Raw genomic sequence first — 18,912 nt, forward strand, 5'->3', positions numbered from 1 at the left:
GCGCCCCATAACAGGGAGTAAGAACCAAAATGGGAATGACCAGAACCAAAGCGCTTCTGTCAGCCACCTGCGCCGCAGCCGTTGCTGCGGGATCCGCCCATGCGGCGGATATTGTGATCGGTGTGCCGAACTGGGCGTCGGTCAATGCAACTGCGCATGTTCTTGAGATCGTGATCGAGGAAAACCTCGGCCTCGACGTGGAACTGCAAAACGGCACGAACCCGATCGTCTTCGAGGCGATGGACAAGGGCTCCATGCATGCGCATCCCGAAGTCTGGATGCCGAACCAACAGAACCTGCACGACAAATACGTCAAGGAAAACGCAACCGTTGTCATGAACCAGCAGCCGGTTCAGGCCGAGCAGGGCATGTGCGTTCCGGCCTATATGGCTGAAGAGAACGGCATCAAGTCCATCGACGATCTGAGCGATCCGGACAAGATGGCGGTCTTTGACACTGATGGCGACGGCACCCCCGAGGTGTGGATCGGTGCACCGGGCTGGGCCTCCACCGTGGTCGAGAAGATCCGCGCCAAGTCCTATGGCTATGACCAGCTCTTTGAGCTGACCGAGTATGAAGAGACCATCGCCTACGCGAACCTCGCCAACGCGACCAAGGCCAAAGAGCCCTGGATCGGCTTCTGCTACAGCCCGCACTACATCTTCGTGACCCAGGATCTGCACGTGCTCGAAGAGCCGGCCCATGATCCGGCGACCTGGAACATCGTGCAGCCGACCGATGATCCGGACTGGCTCGAGAAGTCCATGGCCTCCACCGCGTGGAACGGTGCCACCCTGCACCTGCATTACGCCAAGGAGCTCGAGGAAGCCTATCCGGAAGTGGCAGCGATCTTCCGCAACTACCAGCTAACCGGCGACGATCTGAGCGCCATGGGCAAGGCCCTGGCGGTCGATAACCAGGATGCGGCGGAGTTCGCCCGAGCCTGGGTCGACGCCAACGAGGACACAGTCCTCAACTGGTTGAGCAACTAAGCCCTCCGATCACCTGGCCGTCGCGACACAATCGCGGCGGCCTTTTTGTTTTGCAAGACGGCCTTAGGGCATATCGGGGGACATCATGGAAGACACTGTCGTTAAACTGGACGGCGTGTGGAAGATATTCGGCGCTCAGGCAAGCGACGCCATGAAGGCGGTGCTGAGCGAGGGGCTCACAAAACCACAGGTTCTGGACCGCTTTAGCTGCGTGGTCGGTGTTCAGAACGCCACATTCGAAGTTTCACGCGGCGAGATCTTTTGCATCATGGGCCTGTCGGGCTCGGGCAAGTCCACGCTCGTGCGCCATATCAACCGGCTGATCGAACCGACCTCGGGCACGATCGAGATCATGGGACAGGACGTCTCCTCGATTTCAGAAAGCGAATTGCGCCGGATCCGCGCCCAACAGATCGGGATGGTGTTCCAGCACATGGCATTGATGCCGCACCGCTCTGTGCGCGAGAACGTCGCCTATCCGCTGGAAATCCGGAAAGTGCCCAAATCCAAACGCTGGGCCGTCTCGGACCATGCGCTGGGTCTGGTGAACCTGACCGGGTATGAGGACCGGCTGCCCAAGGAGCTGTCGGGCGGGATGCAGCAGCGGGTGGGCATTGCCCGCGCCCTGGCCTCCGACCCCGAGATCCTGCTCATGGACGAGCCGTTCTCGGCGCTCGATCCGCTGATCCGCCTTCAGCTGCAGGACCAGTTCAAGGCGCTGGTGGCCCAACTGAAGAAGACCACGCTCTTCATCACCCATGACCTGGATGAGGCGATCCGGATCGGCCATCGCATCGCCATCATGAAGGACGGTGTGATCGTGCAGATCGGCACCCCAGAAGAGATCGTCATGAACCCCGCCGACGACTATGTCCGCGAATTCGTGCAAGGCATCTCGAAACTCAAGCTGGTGAAAGCGAGCTCGATCATGCAGCCGCTCGAGAGCTATTCCGGCTCCCTCGACGGGGCGCCGCGGGCCGATCACGGGGCCGATCTCGACCAGCTGATCGATCTGGCGGTCACGACAGAACAACCGGTCGTCATCACCGATGGCGGCACCGATGTGGGGCTGGTGACGAAACCGCGCCTGCTGCGCGGCATTCAGGGGGGCAAAGATGAGTGATCCTGCAACAGAACTGAAGGTAACAGCCGCCTCGGATATCCAGGTCGATACCGATGCGCTGGACGCCTCCATCAAGGAATTCGCAGGCCCCAATGGCGACTATTACTGCCAGGCCTTCCACAAGATCCACGACAGCACGAGCCCGCTGCCCAACACGTTCAACAAGTGGGCGGCCCTGCTGGGTCCGCTCTGGTCGGCCTCGCGGGCGATCTGGGGGATGTTCTGGGCCTTCCTGATCCTCGAGATCATCGCCTGGGTCCAGATCGGGCGCGGCGCCTGGGGGAACCCGGGGGCGGAACTCTTTGAGCGGGCCGCCGGACAGCAGGCCCGGGCGCAGGAATTCCTCGACCGTGCCGCGGCCTCTACCGAACAGGCCGATATCGACCGGTTCGAACGGCTGGCCGACAATATCGGTCGGGCAGCACAGAACACGCTGGCACAGGCCGAGGCCGCCCAGGCCGAGACCACGGGCATCCTGATCACCGGTCTGGTCCTGCTGGTCGTGGTCAAGCTGATCCAGGGCTTCTATGCCAACCAAGTCTATGAAAAGCAGTATTCGCGCTGGCGGATCGACCCCGAGAGCACGGAAAGCGGTCAAAGCAACCGCAACTCGGCCCTTGGTGGCATTCTCACCCTCGCGATCGCACCGCTGATCATCTTCAAGTTCACCGCATCCCGGGCCCTGCCCTTCCTCGATGAATTCCCCGAGGAACAGGCCTCGGCCGTTTTCCTCGGCGAAGGAAACGGACGGCTCTTCTCGGCTCTGGCGAGCTGGATGGAGGCCAAGATCGACGCGGCGGCCCTTGGGGGCGCGGATGTGTTCGACGGTATCGTGGCCACCGTGCGCGCGGTTCTGGATGCGCTGACCGTGGCGCTGATCGACACGCCCTGGCCGGTGGTCATGGTGGTGATCTGCGTGGTGGCTTGGCGCTCTGCCGGTCCGCGCGTGGCGATCTTCACGGCGGCCTGTCTCGCCTATATCGCCCTGCTCGGCTATTGGGCCTTGGCGATGGAGACGGTGGCGCTGGTGGGCGCGGCTGTGATCCTCTGCGTGGTGATCGGCATTCCGCTCGGCATCTGGTTCGGCAAGTCACGCCGGGCCTACCGGATCGCGGAACCGGTGCTCGACCTGATGCAGACCCTGCCGGCCTTTGTGTACCTGATCCCGATCATCGCCTTCTTCGGCACGGGCAACCCGCCGGGCATTCTGGCCACGATCATCTTCGGAATGCCACCGGTGATCCGCCTGACCGCCCTGGGGATGCGCGGCGTGCCCGAAAGCATCAAGGAAGCCGCCGTGGCCTTTGGGGCCTCGAAATGGCAGCTCCTGAAGGATGTGGAGGTGCCGCTCGCGCTGCCCTCGATCATGACCGGGGTGAACCAGACCATCCTGATGTGTCTGTCCATGGTTGTGATCATCTCGCTGATCGGCGGCGGTGGTCTCGGCAAGGAGATCCTCGAAGCGCTGCAATTCGCCGCCAAGGGTCCGGGCCTGCTGGGGGGCTTTGCCATCCTCTTCGTGGCCATGGTCATGGACCGGATCGTGCAAGGTGCCTTCCGCCGCAAGGATCAGGAAGCCTGATAGTGGCGCGGGGCGGCCTGCGGGCCGCCCTGCCCCGCGCGCCCAACCCGGGCGCGCAGCCCGGACAGAAAAACACCGCTGCGCCCTTCGGCACAGCGGTGTTTCTTTTTTGACCCAGAGGCCTGTCCGGGGTTGGGGACGCAAGGGCGCGCTCCTCTACGCCGCTTGCATCCCCGTCCTCCCTGATCCTCCCTGACGGATCTCTTAGGCGCGCAGGCGCTCGTTCTTGGGATCCCAGAAGGGCATGTCCGAGACCACGGCGGCGACACGCTTGCCAAAGATCTCAACCTCCAGCGTGGTTCCGGTCTTGGCCGCGCCGGTTTCGATCATGGCAATCGCCAGCAGACCGCCCACACGGTGGCCATAGGCACTGCTGGTGGTCTCGCCCACCAGACGGTCCCCGTCCCAGACGAGCGACATATAGGGCGCGTCCTGGGGGCAATCCTCGAGCCGGAGCCCGACCGCCTGCTTGGCGACACCGCGCTGCTGCTCGGCAAGCAGGGCCGCGCGTCCCGGGAAGTCCTCCTTGGTGAGGTCGACGAACCGGTTCAGGCCAGCCTCAAGCAGGGAGTAATCCGTGGAGAGATCCCCTTTCCAGGAGCGGTAGCCCTTCTCGATCCGCATGGCGTTGAGCGCATACATCCCGAAGGGTTGTGCGCCCGCCGCCGTGACCGCGTCCCAGATCGCCGGGGCGTGCTCGATCGGGCAGTGGATCTCCCAGCCCAGCTCACCGGCAAAGCTCACACGGAAAAGGCGGCAGGGTTTGCCTGCGACCGTGCCTTCGAAGCTGCAGGTCAGCCATTTGCCGCTCAGGTCATGGCCTTCGGTGAGCGGCGCGAGGATCTCGCGCGCCTTGGGACCGGTGACGAGCAGGCACTCGGACTCTGCCGTGACGTCTTCGACTTTGATCCCCTCGGGCGCCTGGCGCCAGAGCAGCTCGGCATCATGCCATTGAGCAAAGGCCGCGGTGATCAGGTTCACCTCGGTCTCGGACACCACCGTCACGGACATCTCGGTCACGATCCGACCACGGCTATCGGCGAAATAGGCCAGTCCGACGCGGCCCGGGCTCGGCAGCTTGGAGGCCGTCAGGCTGTCCACATAGTCCCGCGCGCCGGGGCCGGTGACCCGCATGCGGCTGAAGCCGGAGATGGCCAGCACGCCGCAATTGTCCCGCACGGCCGCGCATTCCTCTTCGACGCGCTGCTGCCAGGGGCCGTCACGCTCCCAGGTTTCGGTTGCGGCCTCGGAGGTGTCGTCGCCGTCCTTGGCGAACCAATTGGCCCGTTCCCAGCCGTTATAGGCGCCGAACTGCGCGCCCGCCCCTTCGAGACGGGAATGCAGCGGGGACAGGATCTTGTTGCGTCCGGCGGGCCATTCATGATGCGGGAAATGCATGGCGTATTCGTGGCCATAGGTCTCCAGCGCCTTGGCGCGGCTGAAGCTCTCATCGGCGCAGCCGGTGTAGCGGCGCGGATCGACGGCCCACATATCCCACTCGGTCTCGCCCTCGGTGATCCACTCGGCCAGCACCTTGCCGGCACCACCGGCCTGCACGATCCCGAAGGTAAAGGCATGGGCTTCGAACGCGTTGGGCACGCCGGGCATGGGTCCGATCAGGGGCAGGCCATCGGGCGCATAGGGGATGGGGCCGTTGATGACCCGGCCCACGCCGGAGGCGCCGAGAAGGGGCACCCGCTCCATCGCGTCCTCGATATACCACTCGAGACGGTCGAGATCGTCCGGATAGAGCTGGAAGCTGAAGTCCTCGGGCATCGGGTCATCTTCGGTGATCCAATGGGCCTTGCAGTTGCGCTCATAGGGCCCGAGGTTCAGGCCATACTTGTCCTGCCGCAGGTAATACGAGCTGTCCACGTCGCGGATCATCGGCAGCTTGCGGCCGTTCTCCTTGCTCCAGGTTTCGATCTCGGCCACGGGCTCGGTCAGGAAATACTGGTGGGACATCACGGTCACCGGCACGTCGCGACCGCCAAACGGACGGAACCACTCGCCGATGCGACGCGCGTAGTAGCCACCGCAGTTCACGACGAACTCGCAGCGGATATCGCCCTTTTCGGTGTGGACAATCCACTCATTGCCCTCGCGGCTGACGCCGGTTGCGGGGGTGAAACGGTGGATCTGACCGCCGAGCTCGCGCGCGCCCTTGGCCATGGCCTGGGTCAGCTGCGCGGGGTCGATATCGCCATCAAGCTCATCCCAGAGACCACCGGCCAGATCATGGGTCTCCATGAACGGGTAGTAGTCCTGCATCTCCTTGGGGGTGAGCATCTGCATCTCAAGACCCTGATACCGGGCCATGGAGGCGACGCGCTCGAACTCCTGCATGCGGGTCTTTGTGTGCGCCAGACGCAGGGCGCCGGTCACATGATAGTTCATCGGGTAGTCGACCTTGTCGGCCAGCCCGCGATACATCTCCAGCGAGTAGCGCTGCATGTTCATCACCGCCCAGGAGGACGAGAAGTTCGGGCAGTTCCCCGCCGCGTGCCAGGTCGAGCCGGCGGTCAACTCGTTCTTTTCGAGCAGGACGCAATCGGTCCAGCCCGCCATCGCCAGATGGTACAAAGAGGAGACGCCAACGGCGCCCCCTCCAATGATCACAACACGGGCTGTTGTCGGAAGCTCACTCATCTTTCGCCTCTTTAGTGCTGGCCAAAGACGCGGGTCAGCGCGCCATCGACCGCATCGGTGATTTCGTCGATATCATCTGCGCTCGCGATCAGAGCGGGGCTGAAGCAGAGCGTGTTGTTGAACCCGGGCAGCGAGCGGTTGGTCGCCCCGATGATCACGCCCTGGGCCATGCAGTCGCCCACGACCGCCTGCACCTTGGCCTCGGCAGCGGGCTCCTTGGTGATCCGGTCCGCGACCAGTTCGGCGCCACAGAAGAGGCCCTTGCCGCGAATGTCGCCGATCACCCGGTGCTTTTCCATCAGGGTGGCGAGATTGCCCATCAGACGCTCATGCATCGCGTTGGTGTTCTCGAGCAGGTTCTCTTCCTCGATGATCTTCATGTTCTCGATCGCCGCCGCCGGACCGGCCGTGCAGCCCCCGAAGGTCGAGATATCGCGGAAGTAATCGAGCGGCGCGCCGGGTTCGGATTTGAACATCTCGAACACCTTCTCGGTGGTCACCATGCAGGAGATCGCCGCATAGCCCGAGGCGACGCCCTTGGCCATGGTCACGAAATCGGGCTCGATCCCGTATTGCTGATAGCCGAACCAGGTGCCTGTGCGCCCAAGGCCGCAAACCACTTCGTCGATATGCAGCAGCACGTCATACTTGCGGCAGATTTCCTGCACGCGCTGCCAGTAGCCTTCGGGCGGGGTGATGACGCCGCCGCCCGCCGTGACCGGCTCAAGGCAGAGGGCGCCGACCGTGTCCGGGCCCTCGCGGAGGATGACTTCTTCGATGGCATCGGCAGCCCGCTCGCCGTAATTTTCGCAATCCCACTGGGCGCGGTACTCGAGGCAATGGGGCACTTCCACGAAATCCGGGGCGAAGGGGCCGTATTGCGCCTTGCGCTCCCACTGGCCGCCCGCCGACATGGTCGCCAGAGTCGAGCCGTGATAGTCCCGCTCGCGGTAGAGGATCTTGGTCTTCCGGCCGCCATGCACCTTGTGGGCGATCTGGCGGACCATTTTGAACGCCTTCTCATTGGCCTCGGAACCGGAGCTTGCATAGTAGACGCGGCTCATGCCCGGCATCTTGTCGATCAGCATTTCCGAGAAGGTCGCGCCGGGGATGGTGCCCAGCGAGTTCGAGAAGAAGCACATCTGCATCAGCTGGTCGCGCACCGCATTGGCGATCCGCTCGCGGCCATAGCCAACATTCACGGTCCATAGACCGCCGGAGACCGCATCCAGATGCTCCTTGCCCTTGGCGTCCCAGACGCGCAGGCCCTTGCCCTCGACGATGATCCGCGGATCCACGGATTCGAAGGGCTTGTGGTTCATCAAGTGGTGCCACTGATGGGCGCGATCCGCTTCGATCACGTGGCTCAGGTCGTTCGGCGCAACATGCGTGGTCATCGGAAAATCCTGTCGGTGAGAGGACGCGCAAAATGCGCACTGACGAGAGCCTGCCGAGACAGACTGCGGAGCGATAGGGCCAGGTTGCGCCGGCCTATAAGGCCAGAAGGGGATCGTTGTCGGGGTCTGGTGTGGAAAAGGGCGAAGATAAAGGCTTTGGCACCAACGCTGGCCCTGAGGCCAGATTTGCGCCATGATAAGTCCAGAATGGATCTGCTGCCCGAAACCTTTGCCTTCGACCCGGATGGGGAAGGCACCCATCAACACCGGATTCGCCGGCTGGTCGTGGATGGGATTCTGTCCGGACGCTTCCAGCCCGGAGACCGGATGCCATCGAGCCGTGGCCTCGCCAAGCAGATCGGGGTGAGCCGGATCACCGTGACCATCGCCTATACGGATCTGGTGGCCGATGACTATCTCGTCTCGCGCGGGCGTTCCGGCTATTTCGTCTCGGAAACCGCGCCCATGGCGCCGAGCCTCGCCCAGAGCCGCAAGAGCTATGAGAGCGTGGTGGACTGGTCCCGCCTTATGTCCCATCGCGAGACCGCGCGGGACCGGATCGCGCGTCCGGTGGATTGGCAGACCTACCCCTACCCCTTCCTCTATGGCCAGACCGACCCGACTCTGTTCGACCATCAGAACTGGCGGATCTGCGCAGTGGAGGCGTTGGGGCGGCGCGAATTCGACAGCCTGACCGCGGATCACTACGAAAGGGACGATCCAAAACTGGTCGAGTATATCCAGCGCCATATTCTGCCCCGGCGCGGGATTGCGGCACGCCCGAACCAGATCCTGATCACCATGGGCGCGCAGAACGCCCTGTGGATCTGCGCGCAGCTTTTGCTGACCCAGCGGCGCCGCGCAGTGCTCGAGAACCCGGGCTATCCAAGCCTGCGCCAGATCCTCGGTGACACGCGCTGCCATATGGAAAGCGTGGATATCGATGCCGAGGGGTTGCCGCCCGAGAACCTGCCCGAGGCACTCGACGTGCTCTTTACGACGGTCAGCCATCAATGCCCCACCAACGCCGCCATGCCGCTCGCCCGCCGCAAGGAACTGTTGAAGAAGGCGGCGGAAGGCGGCTTTGTCATTGTCGAGGATGACTATGAGTTCGAGCTGGGCTTCGGGCGGCCCGTGACCCCCTCGCTCAAGGCCTTGGACACCCATGGCTCGGTGATTTACGTGGGATCCTTCTCGAAATCGCTCTTTCCGGGCCTCCGGCTCGGCTATCTCGTGGCGCCCGAGGCGTTTGTCTCTGGCGCAAGGCGGCTCCGGGGCACGATCCTGCGCCACCCGCCGGGCCTCATTCAGCGGACCACGGCGAACTTTCTGTCGCGCGGCCATATCGAGGCGCAGGTCAACCGGATGCGCAAAACCTATGAGCAGCGCCGCCGGGTGATGGAAGAGGCGATCACCGAAACCGGGCTGATCATCGCCTCGCCGCCGATGGATGGGGGCTCCAGCCTGTGGATGCGCGCGCCCGATCACGTGGACACCGAAGTGCTGGCTCAACAGCTCCACAGCCGGGGCGTGGTCATCGAACCGGGGGCCGCGTTTTTTGACCCGGCACGGCGGCACAAGAACTTCTACAGGCTGGCCTATTCTTCGATTCCCGCGGACCGGATCCCGCAAGGCATTCGCATGATTGCCGACGGGATTGCGCAACTGGACTGATATGGCCTGATCATCTGGCCCTATGAGCTTGGTCCGTTCCCGACCAAATTGCGGCCAATCCTGTCGCAGGTGCGACAGCCATCATGAGGGAGATAACCATGCAGATGACGACCGAAGAAGCATTCGTGAAAGTGCTCCAACGCCATGGGATCTCCCATGCCTTCGGGATCATCGGCTCGGCCATGATGCCGATCTCGGACCTGTTCCCGCAAGCGGGCATCACCTTCTGGGACTGCGCCCATGAAGGCTCCGCCGGGATGATGGCCGACGGCTTCACCCGCGCCAGCGGCAAGATGTCGATGATGATCGCCCAGAACGGTCCGGGCATCACCAACTTCGTCACCGCCGTGAAAACCGCCTATTGGAACCACACGCCGCTCCTCTTGGTCACGCCTCAGGCGGCCAACAAGACCATCGGTCAGGGCGGTTTCCAGGAAGTGGAGCAGATGGCTCTCTTCCGCGACATGGTCGCCTATCAGGAAGAAGTGCGCGACCCGACCCGTGTCGCCGAGGTGCTGACCCGCGTGATTTCGAAAGCCAAAACGCTTTCCGGCCCGGCGCAGCTGAACATCCCGCGCGACTACTGGACCCAGATCGTCGATATCGAGATCCCCGATCCGATCGAATTCGAGCGCTCCCCGGGCGGCGAGACCTCCGTGGCGCGCGCTGCGGCCCTGCTCTCCGAAGCCAAGAACCCGGTGATCCTCAACGGCGCGGGCGTGGTCCTCTCCGAGGGCGGCATCGCGGCAAGCCAGGCCCTGGCCGAGCGTCTCGATGCGCCGGTCTGCGTCGGCTACCAGCACAATGACGCCTTCCCGGGCTCCCACCCGCTCTTTGCCGGGCCGCTTGGCTATAACGGCTCGAAAGCGGGCATGGAACTGATCAAGGAAGCCGATGTGGTCCTTGCCCTCGGCACCCGTCTGAACCCGTTCTCGACCCTTCCCGGCTACGGCATGGAATACTGGCCTGCAGACGCCAAGATCATTCAGGTCGACATCAACCCCGACCGGATCGGCCTGACCAAGAAAGTCAGCGTCAGCATCGTCGGCGACGCCGCCAAGGCCGCCAACGGGATCCTGTCGCAGCTCAGTGACGGCGCTGGCGATGCCGGTCGCGCCGAGCGCAAGAACCGGATTGCCGAGCTGAAGTCCCGCTGGGCCCAGCAGCTGAGCTCCATGGACCACGAGGATGACGATCCCGGCACCTCCTGGAACGAGCGGGCGCGCAGCGCCAAGCCCGACTGGATGAGCCCCCGCATGGCATGGCGTGCGATCCAAGCCGCCCTGCCCCGCGAAGCGATCATCAGCTCGGACATCGGCAATAACTGCGCCATCGGCAACGCCTATCCGAGCTTCGAACAGGGCCGCAAATACCTTGCCCCCGGCCTCTTTGGGCCCTGCGGCTACGGCCTGCCGGCGATTGTCGGCGCCAAGATCGCCTGCCCGGATGTCCCCGTGGTTGGCTTCGCAGGTGACGGCGCTTTCGGCATCGCGGTGAACGAGCTGACGGCCATCGGGCGCGGCGAGTGGCCGGGCATCACCCAGATCGTCTTCCGCAACTACCAGTGGGGCGCGGAAAAGCGGAACTCCACCCTGTGGTTCGACGACAACTTCGTGGGCACCGAGCTCGACGAGGAAGTCAGCTACGCCGGCATCGCCAAGGCCTGCGGCCTCAAGGGTGTCGTGGCCCGCACCATGGATGAGCTCACCGAGGCGCTGAACACCGCCATCAAGGAGCAGATGGAGAGCGGCACCACGACCCTCATCGAAGCGATGCTGAACCAGGAGCTGGGCGAGCCCTTCCGTCGCGACGCGATGAAGAAGCCGGTCAGCGTGGCCGGGATCTCGGCCGACGATATGGTTCCGCAGGACGCCTGAGCCATGACTGGGACGCACCCGGACGATCTGATCCTTGTGGTCAATGCCGGGTCGTCCTCGATCAAGATCGCCCTCTTCGACGGGACCCTGTCGGAGAGGCTCTCAGGCGCGGTTGAAGCCATTGGCGGCGACGCGGTTCTGAAGATCGGCGATACGAAACACGCGATGGCGCTGCCCGACCATGGGGCGGCGCTCTCGGCCATTCTCGACGCGCTGAAGGCGCGCGGGATCTCACCCGAAGACTTGCGGGCCGTGGCGCACCGGGTGGTCCATGGTGGCACGACCCTGACCCGGCCCCTGCGCGTGACGCCGGAAACCCGGGCGGAGATTGCCCGCTGCATCCCGCTGGCGCCCCTGCACAATCCCCATAACCTCGCAGCGATCGATACGCTCTCGGCGCTGGTGCCCGAACTGCCCCAATGCGCGAGCTTTGACACGGCCTTTCACGCCACCGCCCCTGAGGTCGCCCAGCGCTACGCCCTGCCCGCGATTGCCGAGACCGAGGGCCTGCGCCGCTACGGCTTCCACGGTCAAAGTTACGCGGCCATGGTTTCGGGATGGGAGGAGGTCACCGGCACCCCCCTTCCCCAGCGCCTGCTGGCGCTGCATCTGGGCAACGGCGCCTCGATCTGTGCGATCCGCGACGGACGCTCGGTCGCCACGACCATGGGCTATTCGCCCCTCGACGGGCTGACCATGGGCACGCGCTGCGGTGCGATTGACGGCAACGCCGTGCTGACCCTCGCCGACCGGGTCGGGATCGAGCCTGCGCGCAAGGTTCTGAACAATGAAAGCGGGCTGAAGGGCCTCTCGGGCGGGTTGACGGATATGCGCGCCCTGCTCGCGGATGAGGCTGAGGACAGCCAATTCGCGGTAGAGCATTTCTGCTACTGGGCGCAGCGCCATGCGGGCTCGCTCATGGCGGCCATGGGCGGTCTGGATGCGATCGCCTTCACCGGCGGGATCGGCGAGAACGCGACCGAGATCCGCGCGCGGATCGTGGATGGGCTCGGCTGGGCCGGGGCTGAGATCGCGCCGGAGGCCAATGCCGCCGGACAGACCCGCCTCCACCCGGAGGGCGCGGCTTGTGGGGTCTGGATCATCAAGGCCGAGGAGGAGCGGATGCTCGCCGCCGACGCCCTGCGCGTGCTCGAAACCGAGACCGCCTAGCGCAGCACCGAGAGGACCCAGGCCGCATGCTCCGCCAGGAGCTGCGTCGCGGCCTGGTCAAAGCCCGCGATGATCGCGGGTTCGTCCAGGGATGGCAGCAGCGCCCGCGTCGAAAAGCTCCGCGTGCCGAGAATACGGACATCGCGTTCGCGCACCACGCGGGAAATCAGGCGCAGCTCGACCGCGCCGGTCTCGCCATCGGGCGCGACCTCGGCCTGAAAATCCACCAGCTCCGTCAGCAGGGCCACATCGCCCCCGATCCCAAGCGGCGTGCGGCCCACATAGCGCAGCGCCTGGGTCTGCTCGAGGCTGCGCAGCATCAGGGTCTGCAGCATCACCGGGGTCGTCTCGCTCCACCGAATGCCCGGCAGGTACTGCGCCTGGAGCGGATCGGGACGGATCATGATCCGGTCGGTCTGCAGCGCGCCGCTGGTCGTCGGCTCCTCGATCACCAACTCGAGCCCGAGGGATCGGCCTGCGGGCGCGATCTCGGGCGCGCGCAGCTCATAAACCTCCAGCGTCTTGGAGGCGTCGCTGATCGCACTGATCGCCGAGCAGCCCGACAGGGCGAGGGCCAGCCCGAGGCCGAGCGCGGCGGTGCGGAACATCTGCGGTCGGGCCATGGTCATCTCCTGAATTCCGGGGCGTTCTGGTCGAAGAAGAACCGGGTCGGGTTGCGTTCGAGCTGGAGGGTCAGCTGGTCGAGATTGCGGATCAGCACCCGCGCGTCCTGCGCCAGCCGGGTATAAAGCGGTAAGGCGGTTTCCGTGAACTCGGCCACATCCGGAGCAGAGGTCTCCGTTAATGACTGGAGCGCGGCAAAGGCCTCCGCCGCTGCGGCACTGGCCACGCGCAAATCGCCGGAGATCTCGGGCAGCTCATCCGAGACCTGATCCACCGCACCGGTCAGCGCATCTAGCGTCGCCTCCACCGAGGCGAAGATGCCCGAGAGTTCTGTGTCCAGAACCCGGTCGGCGGAGGTGAAGGCGGCCTCGGCAGCGAGCATGGCCTGATCGCCAATCTCCAGCGCCTCGTTGAACTCAGTCAGGGTCTCATTGGCATTGCGGAAGGTCAGCGAGACATCCGCCAGCGTGGTCTCCGCCAGCGCCACCAGAGTATCCGTGCCCGCCGCAGCGGAGGAAAGGTCAGCACCCACTTCCGCGATCACGCGGGTGGCGGTGGCGGTGGCACTGCGCACATCCGCGACGATCGCGGGCAAATCCACAGTGGCCGCCGCGTTCAGCGCCGCGAGCGCCTGATTGGCCGTGGCGACCATGGTGCGGGTCTCGGCGACGAGCGGCGCGCCCTCCTCTTCGATCAGCCCGTCAATCCGGCGCACGGCAGTGCTCACATCCGTGCCGGTGGTCTCAAGCGTTGCGACCAGACGTTCGACGGCCACGATGGTTTGCGCAAGCTCCTCAAGCCGCGCAGTGGCCTCGGCCCCGGTGCCGCCCGCCGTGGCCATCAGCGTTTGCGCCTCGGCGCTCAGGGCTTCGGCATCCGCGCGCAGCTCATCCATCAGAAGGCGCGCCGCCTCAGTCGCCGTGACCAGATCCTCGGCCACATAGGTCTCGGCGGTCCCGAGGCTCGATTGCAAAGTGACCAACGTGTCGGAGCCTTGGGAGACGAGCCCCTTCGTTTCCTCCGCCAGCGAGCCAATCGACAAGAGCGTCGTATTCGCCGAGGACAGCACATCCGTCAGCTCGCCAGACAGGGTCGTGAGCGTCGTGTTGAAGCGGCTGATCTCATCGGCGAACTGGGTCACCGTGTCGGCCATGCCGGTCAGGTTCTGCAGGGAGTCGAGGAAATCCTCCGACGCGGTTTCCGCATTCTCGAGGATATTGCGCACCAACTCCCGGTTATCGTCGGAGAAGAGCGAGCGGATTTCCTGCACAATCTCCAAAGACCCGGTGAGGATCTGCGGCGCCTCCTCCGACAGGGTCTGCAGGATTGAACGTCCGGCGGTGATCTCGGGGATCGGCTCCCCGGAAGCCACGGTCAGCAGGGGCGCATCGGGCGTGCCCGCATCGATCCCGACGAAGGAGACCCCCGTGACCCCCTGCGCTTCGATGGTCGCGACACTATCCACCCGCACGGGCGTGTCCGCATTCACCTCGATCCGCACCCGGATCGTGCCATCCTGATCGGGCGAGAGCCGCACATCCACCACCTGCCCGACGGGCAATCCGCTGAAGCGCACATCGGAGGCGTTGCTCAGCCCCGAAACGCTCGGGAAGTTGATGTCGTAATAGGCGAATTGCTTGTCCAGTTCGACCCGCGCGAAGAACAGGAAGAACGCCATGATGCCGAGGATACCCGCAAGGGTGAACGCCCCGATCAGGATGTAATTGCCGCGCGTTTCCAATCTCAGCCCTCAATTTGGTCCTGGCGCGCGTCCAGCGTGTCCTGTGCCGCGCGCGCCCGAGGGCCGTGAAAATACTCGTGCACCCAAGGGTGGTCCACATCCATCATCTCTTGCATGGTCCCGGTGATCAACACCTTGCGCTCCGCCAGCACTGCAATCCGGTCGCACGCCGCGTGCAGCGTGTCGAGATCATGGGTCACCAGAAACACTGTCAGGCCCAGCACATCGCTGAGGCCCCGGACAAGCGTGTCGAAATCCGCCGCCCCGATCGGGTCGAGCCCGGCGGTGGGCTCGTCGAGAAAGACGATCTCAGGATCGAGCGCCAGCGCCCGGGCCAGTCCGGCCCGCTTGCGCATCCCGCCCGAGAGCTCGGATGGGTATTTGTCCCCGGCAATCGGCGGCAGCCCCACCATCGAGATCTTGAGGTTCGCCAGCGCCCGCCGATCCTGAGGCGCCAGTCCAGGCACGGCGCGCAGGGGCACCTCAACATTCTCCCGTACGGTCAGGGACGAGAACAAGGCACCATCCTGGAACATCACGCCCCAGCGGGTCTCCAGCGTGGACCGCGTCTCCTCATCGGCCGTCAGCACATCGACGCCCAGCACCTCGACCCGCCCGGCTGCGGGCCGCTGCAACCCGGCGATGGTGCGCAGCAGCACCGATTTGCCGGTGCCCGAGCCGCCGACCACCCCGAGGATCTCCCCCCGCCTGATGTCGAGATCGAGATTGTCATGGACCACATGGCTGCCGAACTGGTTCCGGATGCCCCGCAGGCGAATGACGATATCCGTGTCCGATCCCGGCGCCATGCTCAGATCCCCAGCTGCGCAAAGAAGATCGAGAAGGCCGCGTCGGTCACGATGACGGCGAAGATCGCCGCGACCACCGCGCTGGAGGTCATGCGCCCGAGGGATTCCGCATTGCCCTTGACCTGCATCCCCGCATGGCACCCCACAAGCCCGATGATCACCGCAAAGAACGGCGCCTTGATTACGCCCACGGTCAGGTGACTGATATCGGTCCCCTCCATCAGGCGGACCACAAACATCTGCGGCGAAATACCAAGCTCGACCCAGCTCATCAGCGCGCCGCCAAGCAGGCCCGAGAGGTTGGCGATGATCCCCAGGATCGGCAGGGTAATCAGCAGCGCGAGGATCCGCGGCACAAAGAGCAGCATCACCGGGTCGAGCCCGAGAGTGCGCATGGCGTCGATCTCTTCGCGCATCTTCATGGAGCCGATAGCCGCCGTGAAAGAGGAAGCCGTCCGCCCCGCCACGATGATCGCCGTCAGCAGGATGCCAAGCTCACGCAGGATCGAGATCGCGATCAGGTCGACGACGAAAACCTCGGCCCCGAATTGCTGCAGCTGGCTCGCGCCCTGAAAGGCGAGCACGACGCCGATCAGAAAGGCCATGAGGGCGACGATGGGGACGGCTTTGACGCCCACCTCTTCGCAATGATGGACGAGCGGGGTCAGCCCGAACTCGCGCGGATGGCGCAAGGCGCGCAGCAGCCGCGAGAGGAACATGCCGAAATAGCCCAGCAGCCCGGCAAGGTAGCCAAAGGCCTCGGCCACCCGCTTGCCCACGAGGGCGACACGGTCCAGAAGGCTCAGCTGCTTGGCCCCCTCCGACGTCTCCGGCGCGGGCATCGCCTTGGTCACACTGGTCAGAAGCGCCATCACATCGTCCCGCGCGCCAGCAAGGCGCATCTGATGCCCGGCCTCCTGCATCCGCTGGTGCAACCGCGCCAGCATCCAGGCCCCCGCCGTGTCGATCCGGGCGACCCCTGCAAGATCGATCGTGAGCTTGCCCGCCGGGATGCTCTCCGTCTGACGAGTAAGTTCCGAGACCGCATAGACCGTCACATCCCCGGAGAGCACCACATGGGTCCCGCCTTCCTGCGGCGTCATCGAGAGACGCGCCGGGCGCGGGGCCGTTGCGGTCGCCGGGGTCTCAGGGGGCGCGGAAGCGGGCGTGGCCAAGGGCTGGTTCACTCGAGTTCACGGGTTGCGTTCCCTGAGCGGTACCGGACATCCTCAGGCTTGTCACGACCCCGTGGCGCCGGGGACGCGCGGTCACGCAGGTCGCTGCAGGTCGAGATCCGTGGGCGAGAGCCCCACCCGCTTCATCCGGCGGTACAGCGTGGCCCGGCTCACCCCAAGCGCGCGGGCCGCTGCCGAGGCATTGCCCCCGGCCCGGATCAGGGCGGTTTTCAGGGCCGCGTATTCGGCCTTTTCAAAACCTGACCGCTCCCGGTCCTGCCCCAGCGTGTCGTGAAGCGGCCGCGGCGCCAGCGCCCCGCGAAGCTGCAACCCGAAGTTTCGCCGCGCGCCATGGGTGGCGCCAAGAACGATGTCATCCGCATCCACCGCCAGGAAACCAGAGCGCAGGGATTGCGGATCCGCGAGCACCATCCGCGCGTTCGGAAAGGCCGTCTGAAACAACACCAGCTCGATCTGCTGTGCCGTGTGCTGGACCAAGGCCCCGATCATCTCGTTCGCCACGGGGCTCTGCGCCTCTCGCGCGGAAGAGACATCGACCACGGCCAGGAGATCCCCCTGCGCCCCGTGGATCGGCGCGCTGAGGCAGGTCATGGCAATGTTGCGGGCCGAGAAGTGCTCGTCGCGGTGAATGGTCAGGGGCCGCTCTTCGCTCAGGCAAGTGCCAATGCCATTGGTGCCTTCGGCCGCCTCGCTCCAATCCCCACCGGAAACGAGACCGACCGCATCAAACACCTCCGCGTCGGCCATGTGGTAGCGGTGATCGAGGATGCGCCCCTTGTGATCGGCCAGCAGCACAACACAGCCCGCGTGCTGCACCGCCTGTGTCAACTGATCGAGGGAGTTGCCTGCCGCTCGGAGCAGTTCCTCCTGCTGGGCCCGCAGGTCGGCGAGATGCCGGGCGGCGAGACGCTCGGGACGCTGGCGCCGGGAGGGATCCAGATGATGGGTCTGCATGGACCGCGCCCAAGAGGCCGCCAGTCGCGACCGCGCCGAGGCGCCGTTTTCCACCGTTTCCATGACATGCAGCGCATGCGCGTCGAAATTGCAGCCCATTACCCCCTCCATGACCCGCTTTGCGGCGTCCCGGGCCCCAGATCGGGTGCCCGCCCCCTTTGAAGACGCCTTCGATCTCTTGATACACCCGGTTCGAGCTACACCCCATGGGGCCTTGGTCGTGGTTTTGCACAGAACCAAGAGGATTTTTGCCGCAGAACGGGATGCAAAACCGCGATTTGGCGGCTTCCAAGCCCTGGGCGCAGATTTCTTTCGATTTTTTTCTGTCACATTGGCTGTGACTTTTGCCCCCCTCAGCCCTCTCTGTTGGAAACATCACCGGGATGTGAGGGAGTGTGTCCGGGTAAGACTCTGAAACCACGCAGCTTTCCGGAAACCCTCGAACACCCCGCGCAGAAGGCCTGATCGCGGGAGCGTGATGTGCGTCAGCGCGCAACAACCTCTCGCATCATCGCCATTTCATTCCGAGCCCCCCCGACCCAAATCCATCTCATCGGCAGCGACACACACCGCCGACACACACAACACCGCGGCTCGCAACGCACAAACAGGCCGCGCAACACACTGAAAGGACTACTGAAATGAAACTCGCTCTGACCTCCGCCCTCGTGATCGCCCTGACCGCTCCGGCCTTCGCATCCTCCCAGCTCGAGCGTCAGCTCGGCGTCGAGCCCGGCGTCTACAGCTTCTCCGAACTGGCCGCCATCAAGGGCAGCTACGACACCGATAACGGCTACAACATCGCCCCCCGCGGCGACGTGGTCTCGACCCAGTCGGTCGGCATCTCCCCGGCCCATGCACAGCTGGCCGCGACCCTGGGCGTGGACGCGAATGACTACAGCTTCGCCGAGCTGGCCAACATCAAGGGCAGCTTCGACACGGACAACGGCTACAACATCACCGAGCGCGGTGGCGTCGTCTCGACCCAGTCCGTGGGCGTCTCCGGCGCAGCCGCACAGCTGGCCGCAAGCCTGGGCCTCGACGCGACCGAGTACAGCTTCGCCGAGCTGGCCGCGATCAAAGGCGCCAAGGGTTCTCCTAACGAGTAATCCTTAACATCCCCC

Annotated in this window: 14 protein-coding genes; 7 read left to right on the top strand and 7 right to left on the bottom strand. The window is 64.8% G+C overall.

What is annotated here, in order from left to right:
- Positions 1 to 35 precede the first annotated feature (35 nt).
- The 3 genes from ACP153_RS09560 (at position 36) to ACP153_RS09570 (ending at position 3,697) form a co-directional block, all read left to right on the top strand.
- On the top strand, positions 36 to 992 hold the full coding sequence (locus ACP153_RS09560) for a glycine betaine ABC transporter substrate-binding protein (protein WP_424970744.1): 957 nt from the start codon (positions 36 to 38) through the stop codon (positions 990 to 992).
- Between the two features lie 85 nt (positions 993 to 1,077).
- A complete protein-coding gene (locus ACP153_RS09565; protein WP_424970745.1) occupies positions 1,078 to 2,115 on the top strand; it encodes a quaternary amine ABC transporter ATP-binding protein in 1,038 nt (345 codons plus the stop codon).
- Positions 2,108 to 3,697: an ABC transporter permease gene (locus tag ACP153_RS09570; RefSeq protein ID WP_424970746.1), complete on the top strand. Its 1,590-nt coding sequence runs from the start codon at positions 2,108 to 2,110 to the stop codon at positions 3,695 to 3,697. The genes ACP153_RS09565 and ACP153_RS09570 overlap by 8 nt, the downstream gene beginning before the upstream one ends.
- Before the next feature lie 204 nt (positions 3,698 to 3,901).
- Here ACP153_RS09570 and ACP153_RS09575 read toward each other — a convergent pair whose 3' ends face one another.
- Both ACP153_RS09575 and ACP153_RS09580 read right to left on the bottom strand, forming a co-directional pair.
- On the bottom strand, positions 3,902 to 6,346 hold the full coding sequence (locus ACP153_RS09575) for a GcvT family protein (RefSeq protein ID WP_424970747.1): 2,445 nt from the start codon (positions 6,344 to 6,346) through the stop codon (positions 3,902 to 3,904).
- 11 nt (positions 6,347 to 6,357) lie between these two features.
- Entirely contained in the window at positions 6,358 to 7,743 is a 1,386-nt protein-coding gene (locus tag ACP153_RS09580) for an aspartate aminotransferase family protein (protein WP_424970748.1), read from the bottom strand.
- 207 nt (positions 7,744 to 7,950) lie between these two features.
- Here ACP153_RS09580 and ACP153_RS09585 point away from each other — a divergent pair, with 207 nt between their 5' ends.
- The 3 genes from ACP153_RS09585 (at position 7,951) to ACP153_RS09595 (ending at position 12,464) form a co-directional block, all read left to right on the top strand.
- Positions 7,951 to 9,417 (top strand): PLP-dependent aminotransferase family protein, encoded by a 1,467-nt coding sequence (locus ACP153_RS09585; protein ID WP_424970749.1) that lies wholly within the window; start codon positions 7,951 to 7,953, stop codon positions 9,415 to 9,417.
- 98 nt (positions 9,418 to 9,515) lie between these two features.
- Complete coding sequence (gene xsc, locus ACP153_RS09590; RefSeq protein ID WP_424970750.1) at positions 9,516 to 11,294, top strand: sulfoacetaldehyde acetyltransferase; 1,779 nt, start codon at positions 9,516 to 9,518, stop codon at positions 11,292 to 11,294.
- Positions 11,295 to 11,297: 3 nt separating this feature from the next.
- Complete coding sequence (locus ACP153_RS09595; RefSeq protein WP_424970751.1) at positions 11,298 to 12,464, top strand: acetate/propionate family kinase; 1,167 nt, start codon at positions 11,298 to 11,300, stop codon at positions 12,462 to 12,464.
- Here ACP153_RS09595 and ACP153_RS09600 read toward each other — a convergent pair.
- The 5 genes from ACP153_RS09600 to ACP153_RS09620 form a co-directional block, all read right to left on the bottom strand.
- A complete protein-coding gene (locus tag ACP153_RS09600; RefSeq protein ID WP_424970752.1) occupies positions 12,461 to 13,087 on the bottom strand; it encodes an ABC-type transport auxiliary lipoprotein family protein in 627 nt (208 codons plus the stop codon). The genes ACP153_RS09595 and ACP153_RS09600 overlap by 4 nt on opposite strands.
- Positions 13,088 to 13,089: 2 nt before the next feature.
- Positions 13,090 to 14,829, bottom strand: coding sequence for an MlaD family protein (locus tag ACP153_RS09605; protein WP_424970753.1), 1,740 nt, complete (start codon positions 14,827 to 14,829; stop codon positions 13,090 to 13,092).
- Positions 14,830 to 14,831: 2 nt separating this feature from the next.
- A complete protein-coding gene (locus ACP153_RS09610) occupies positions 14,832 to 15,638 on the bottom strand; it encodes an ABC transporter ATP-binding protein (protein WP_424970754.1) in 807 nt (268 codons plus the stop codon).
- A gap of 2 nt (positions 15,639 to 15,640) precedes the next feature.
- Entirely contained in the window at positions 15,641 to 16,825 is a 1,185-nt protein-coding gene (locus ACP153_RS09615; RefSeq protein ID WP_424970755.1) for an ABC transporter permease, read from the bottom strand.
- A gap of 81 nt (positions 16,826 to 16,906) precedes the next feature.
- The gene (locus ACP153_RS09620; RefSeq protein ID WP_424970756.1) at positions 16,907 to 17,887 is read right to left on the bottom strand and encodes a GAF domain-containing protein; all 981 of its coding nucleotides are present in this window, start codon (positions 17,885 to 17,887) and stop codon (positions 16,907 to 16,909) included.
- Positions 17,888 to 18,429: 542 nt separating this feature from the next.
- Here ACP153_RS09620 and ACP153_RS09625 point away from each other — a divergent pair.
- Positions 18,430 to 18,897: a hypothetical protein gene (locus tag ACP153_RS09625; protein ID WP_424970027.1), complete on the top strand. Its 468-nt coding sequence runs from the start codon at positions 18,430 to 18,432 to the stop codon at positions 18,895 to 18,897.
- Positions 18,898 to 18,912: the final 15 nt, after the last annotated feature.

The sequence above is a fragment of the Dinoroseobacter sp. S76 genome (assembly GCF_049801095.1).
GTDB lineage: Bacteria > Pseudomonadota > Alphaproteobacteria > Rhodobacterales > Rhodobacteraceae > Dinoroseobacter.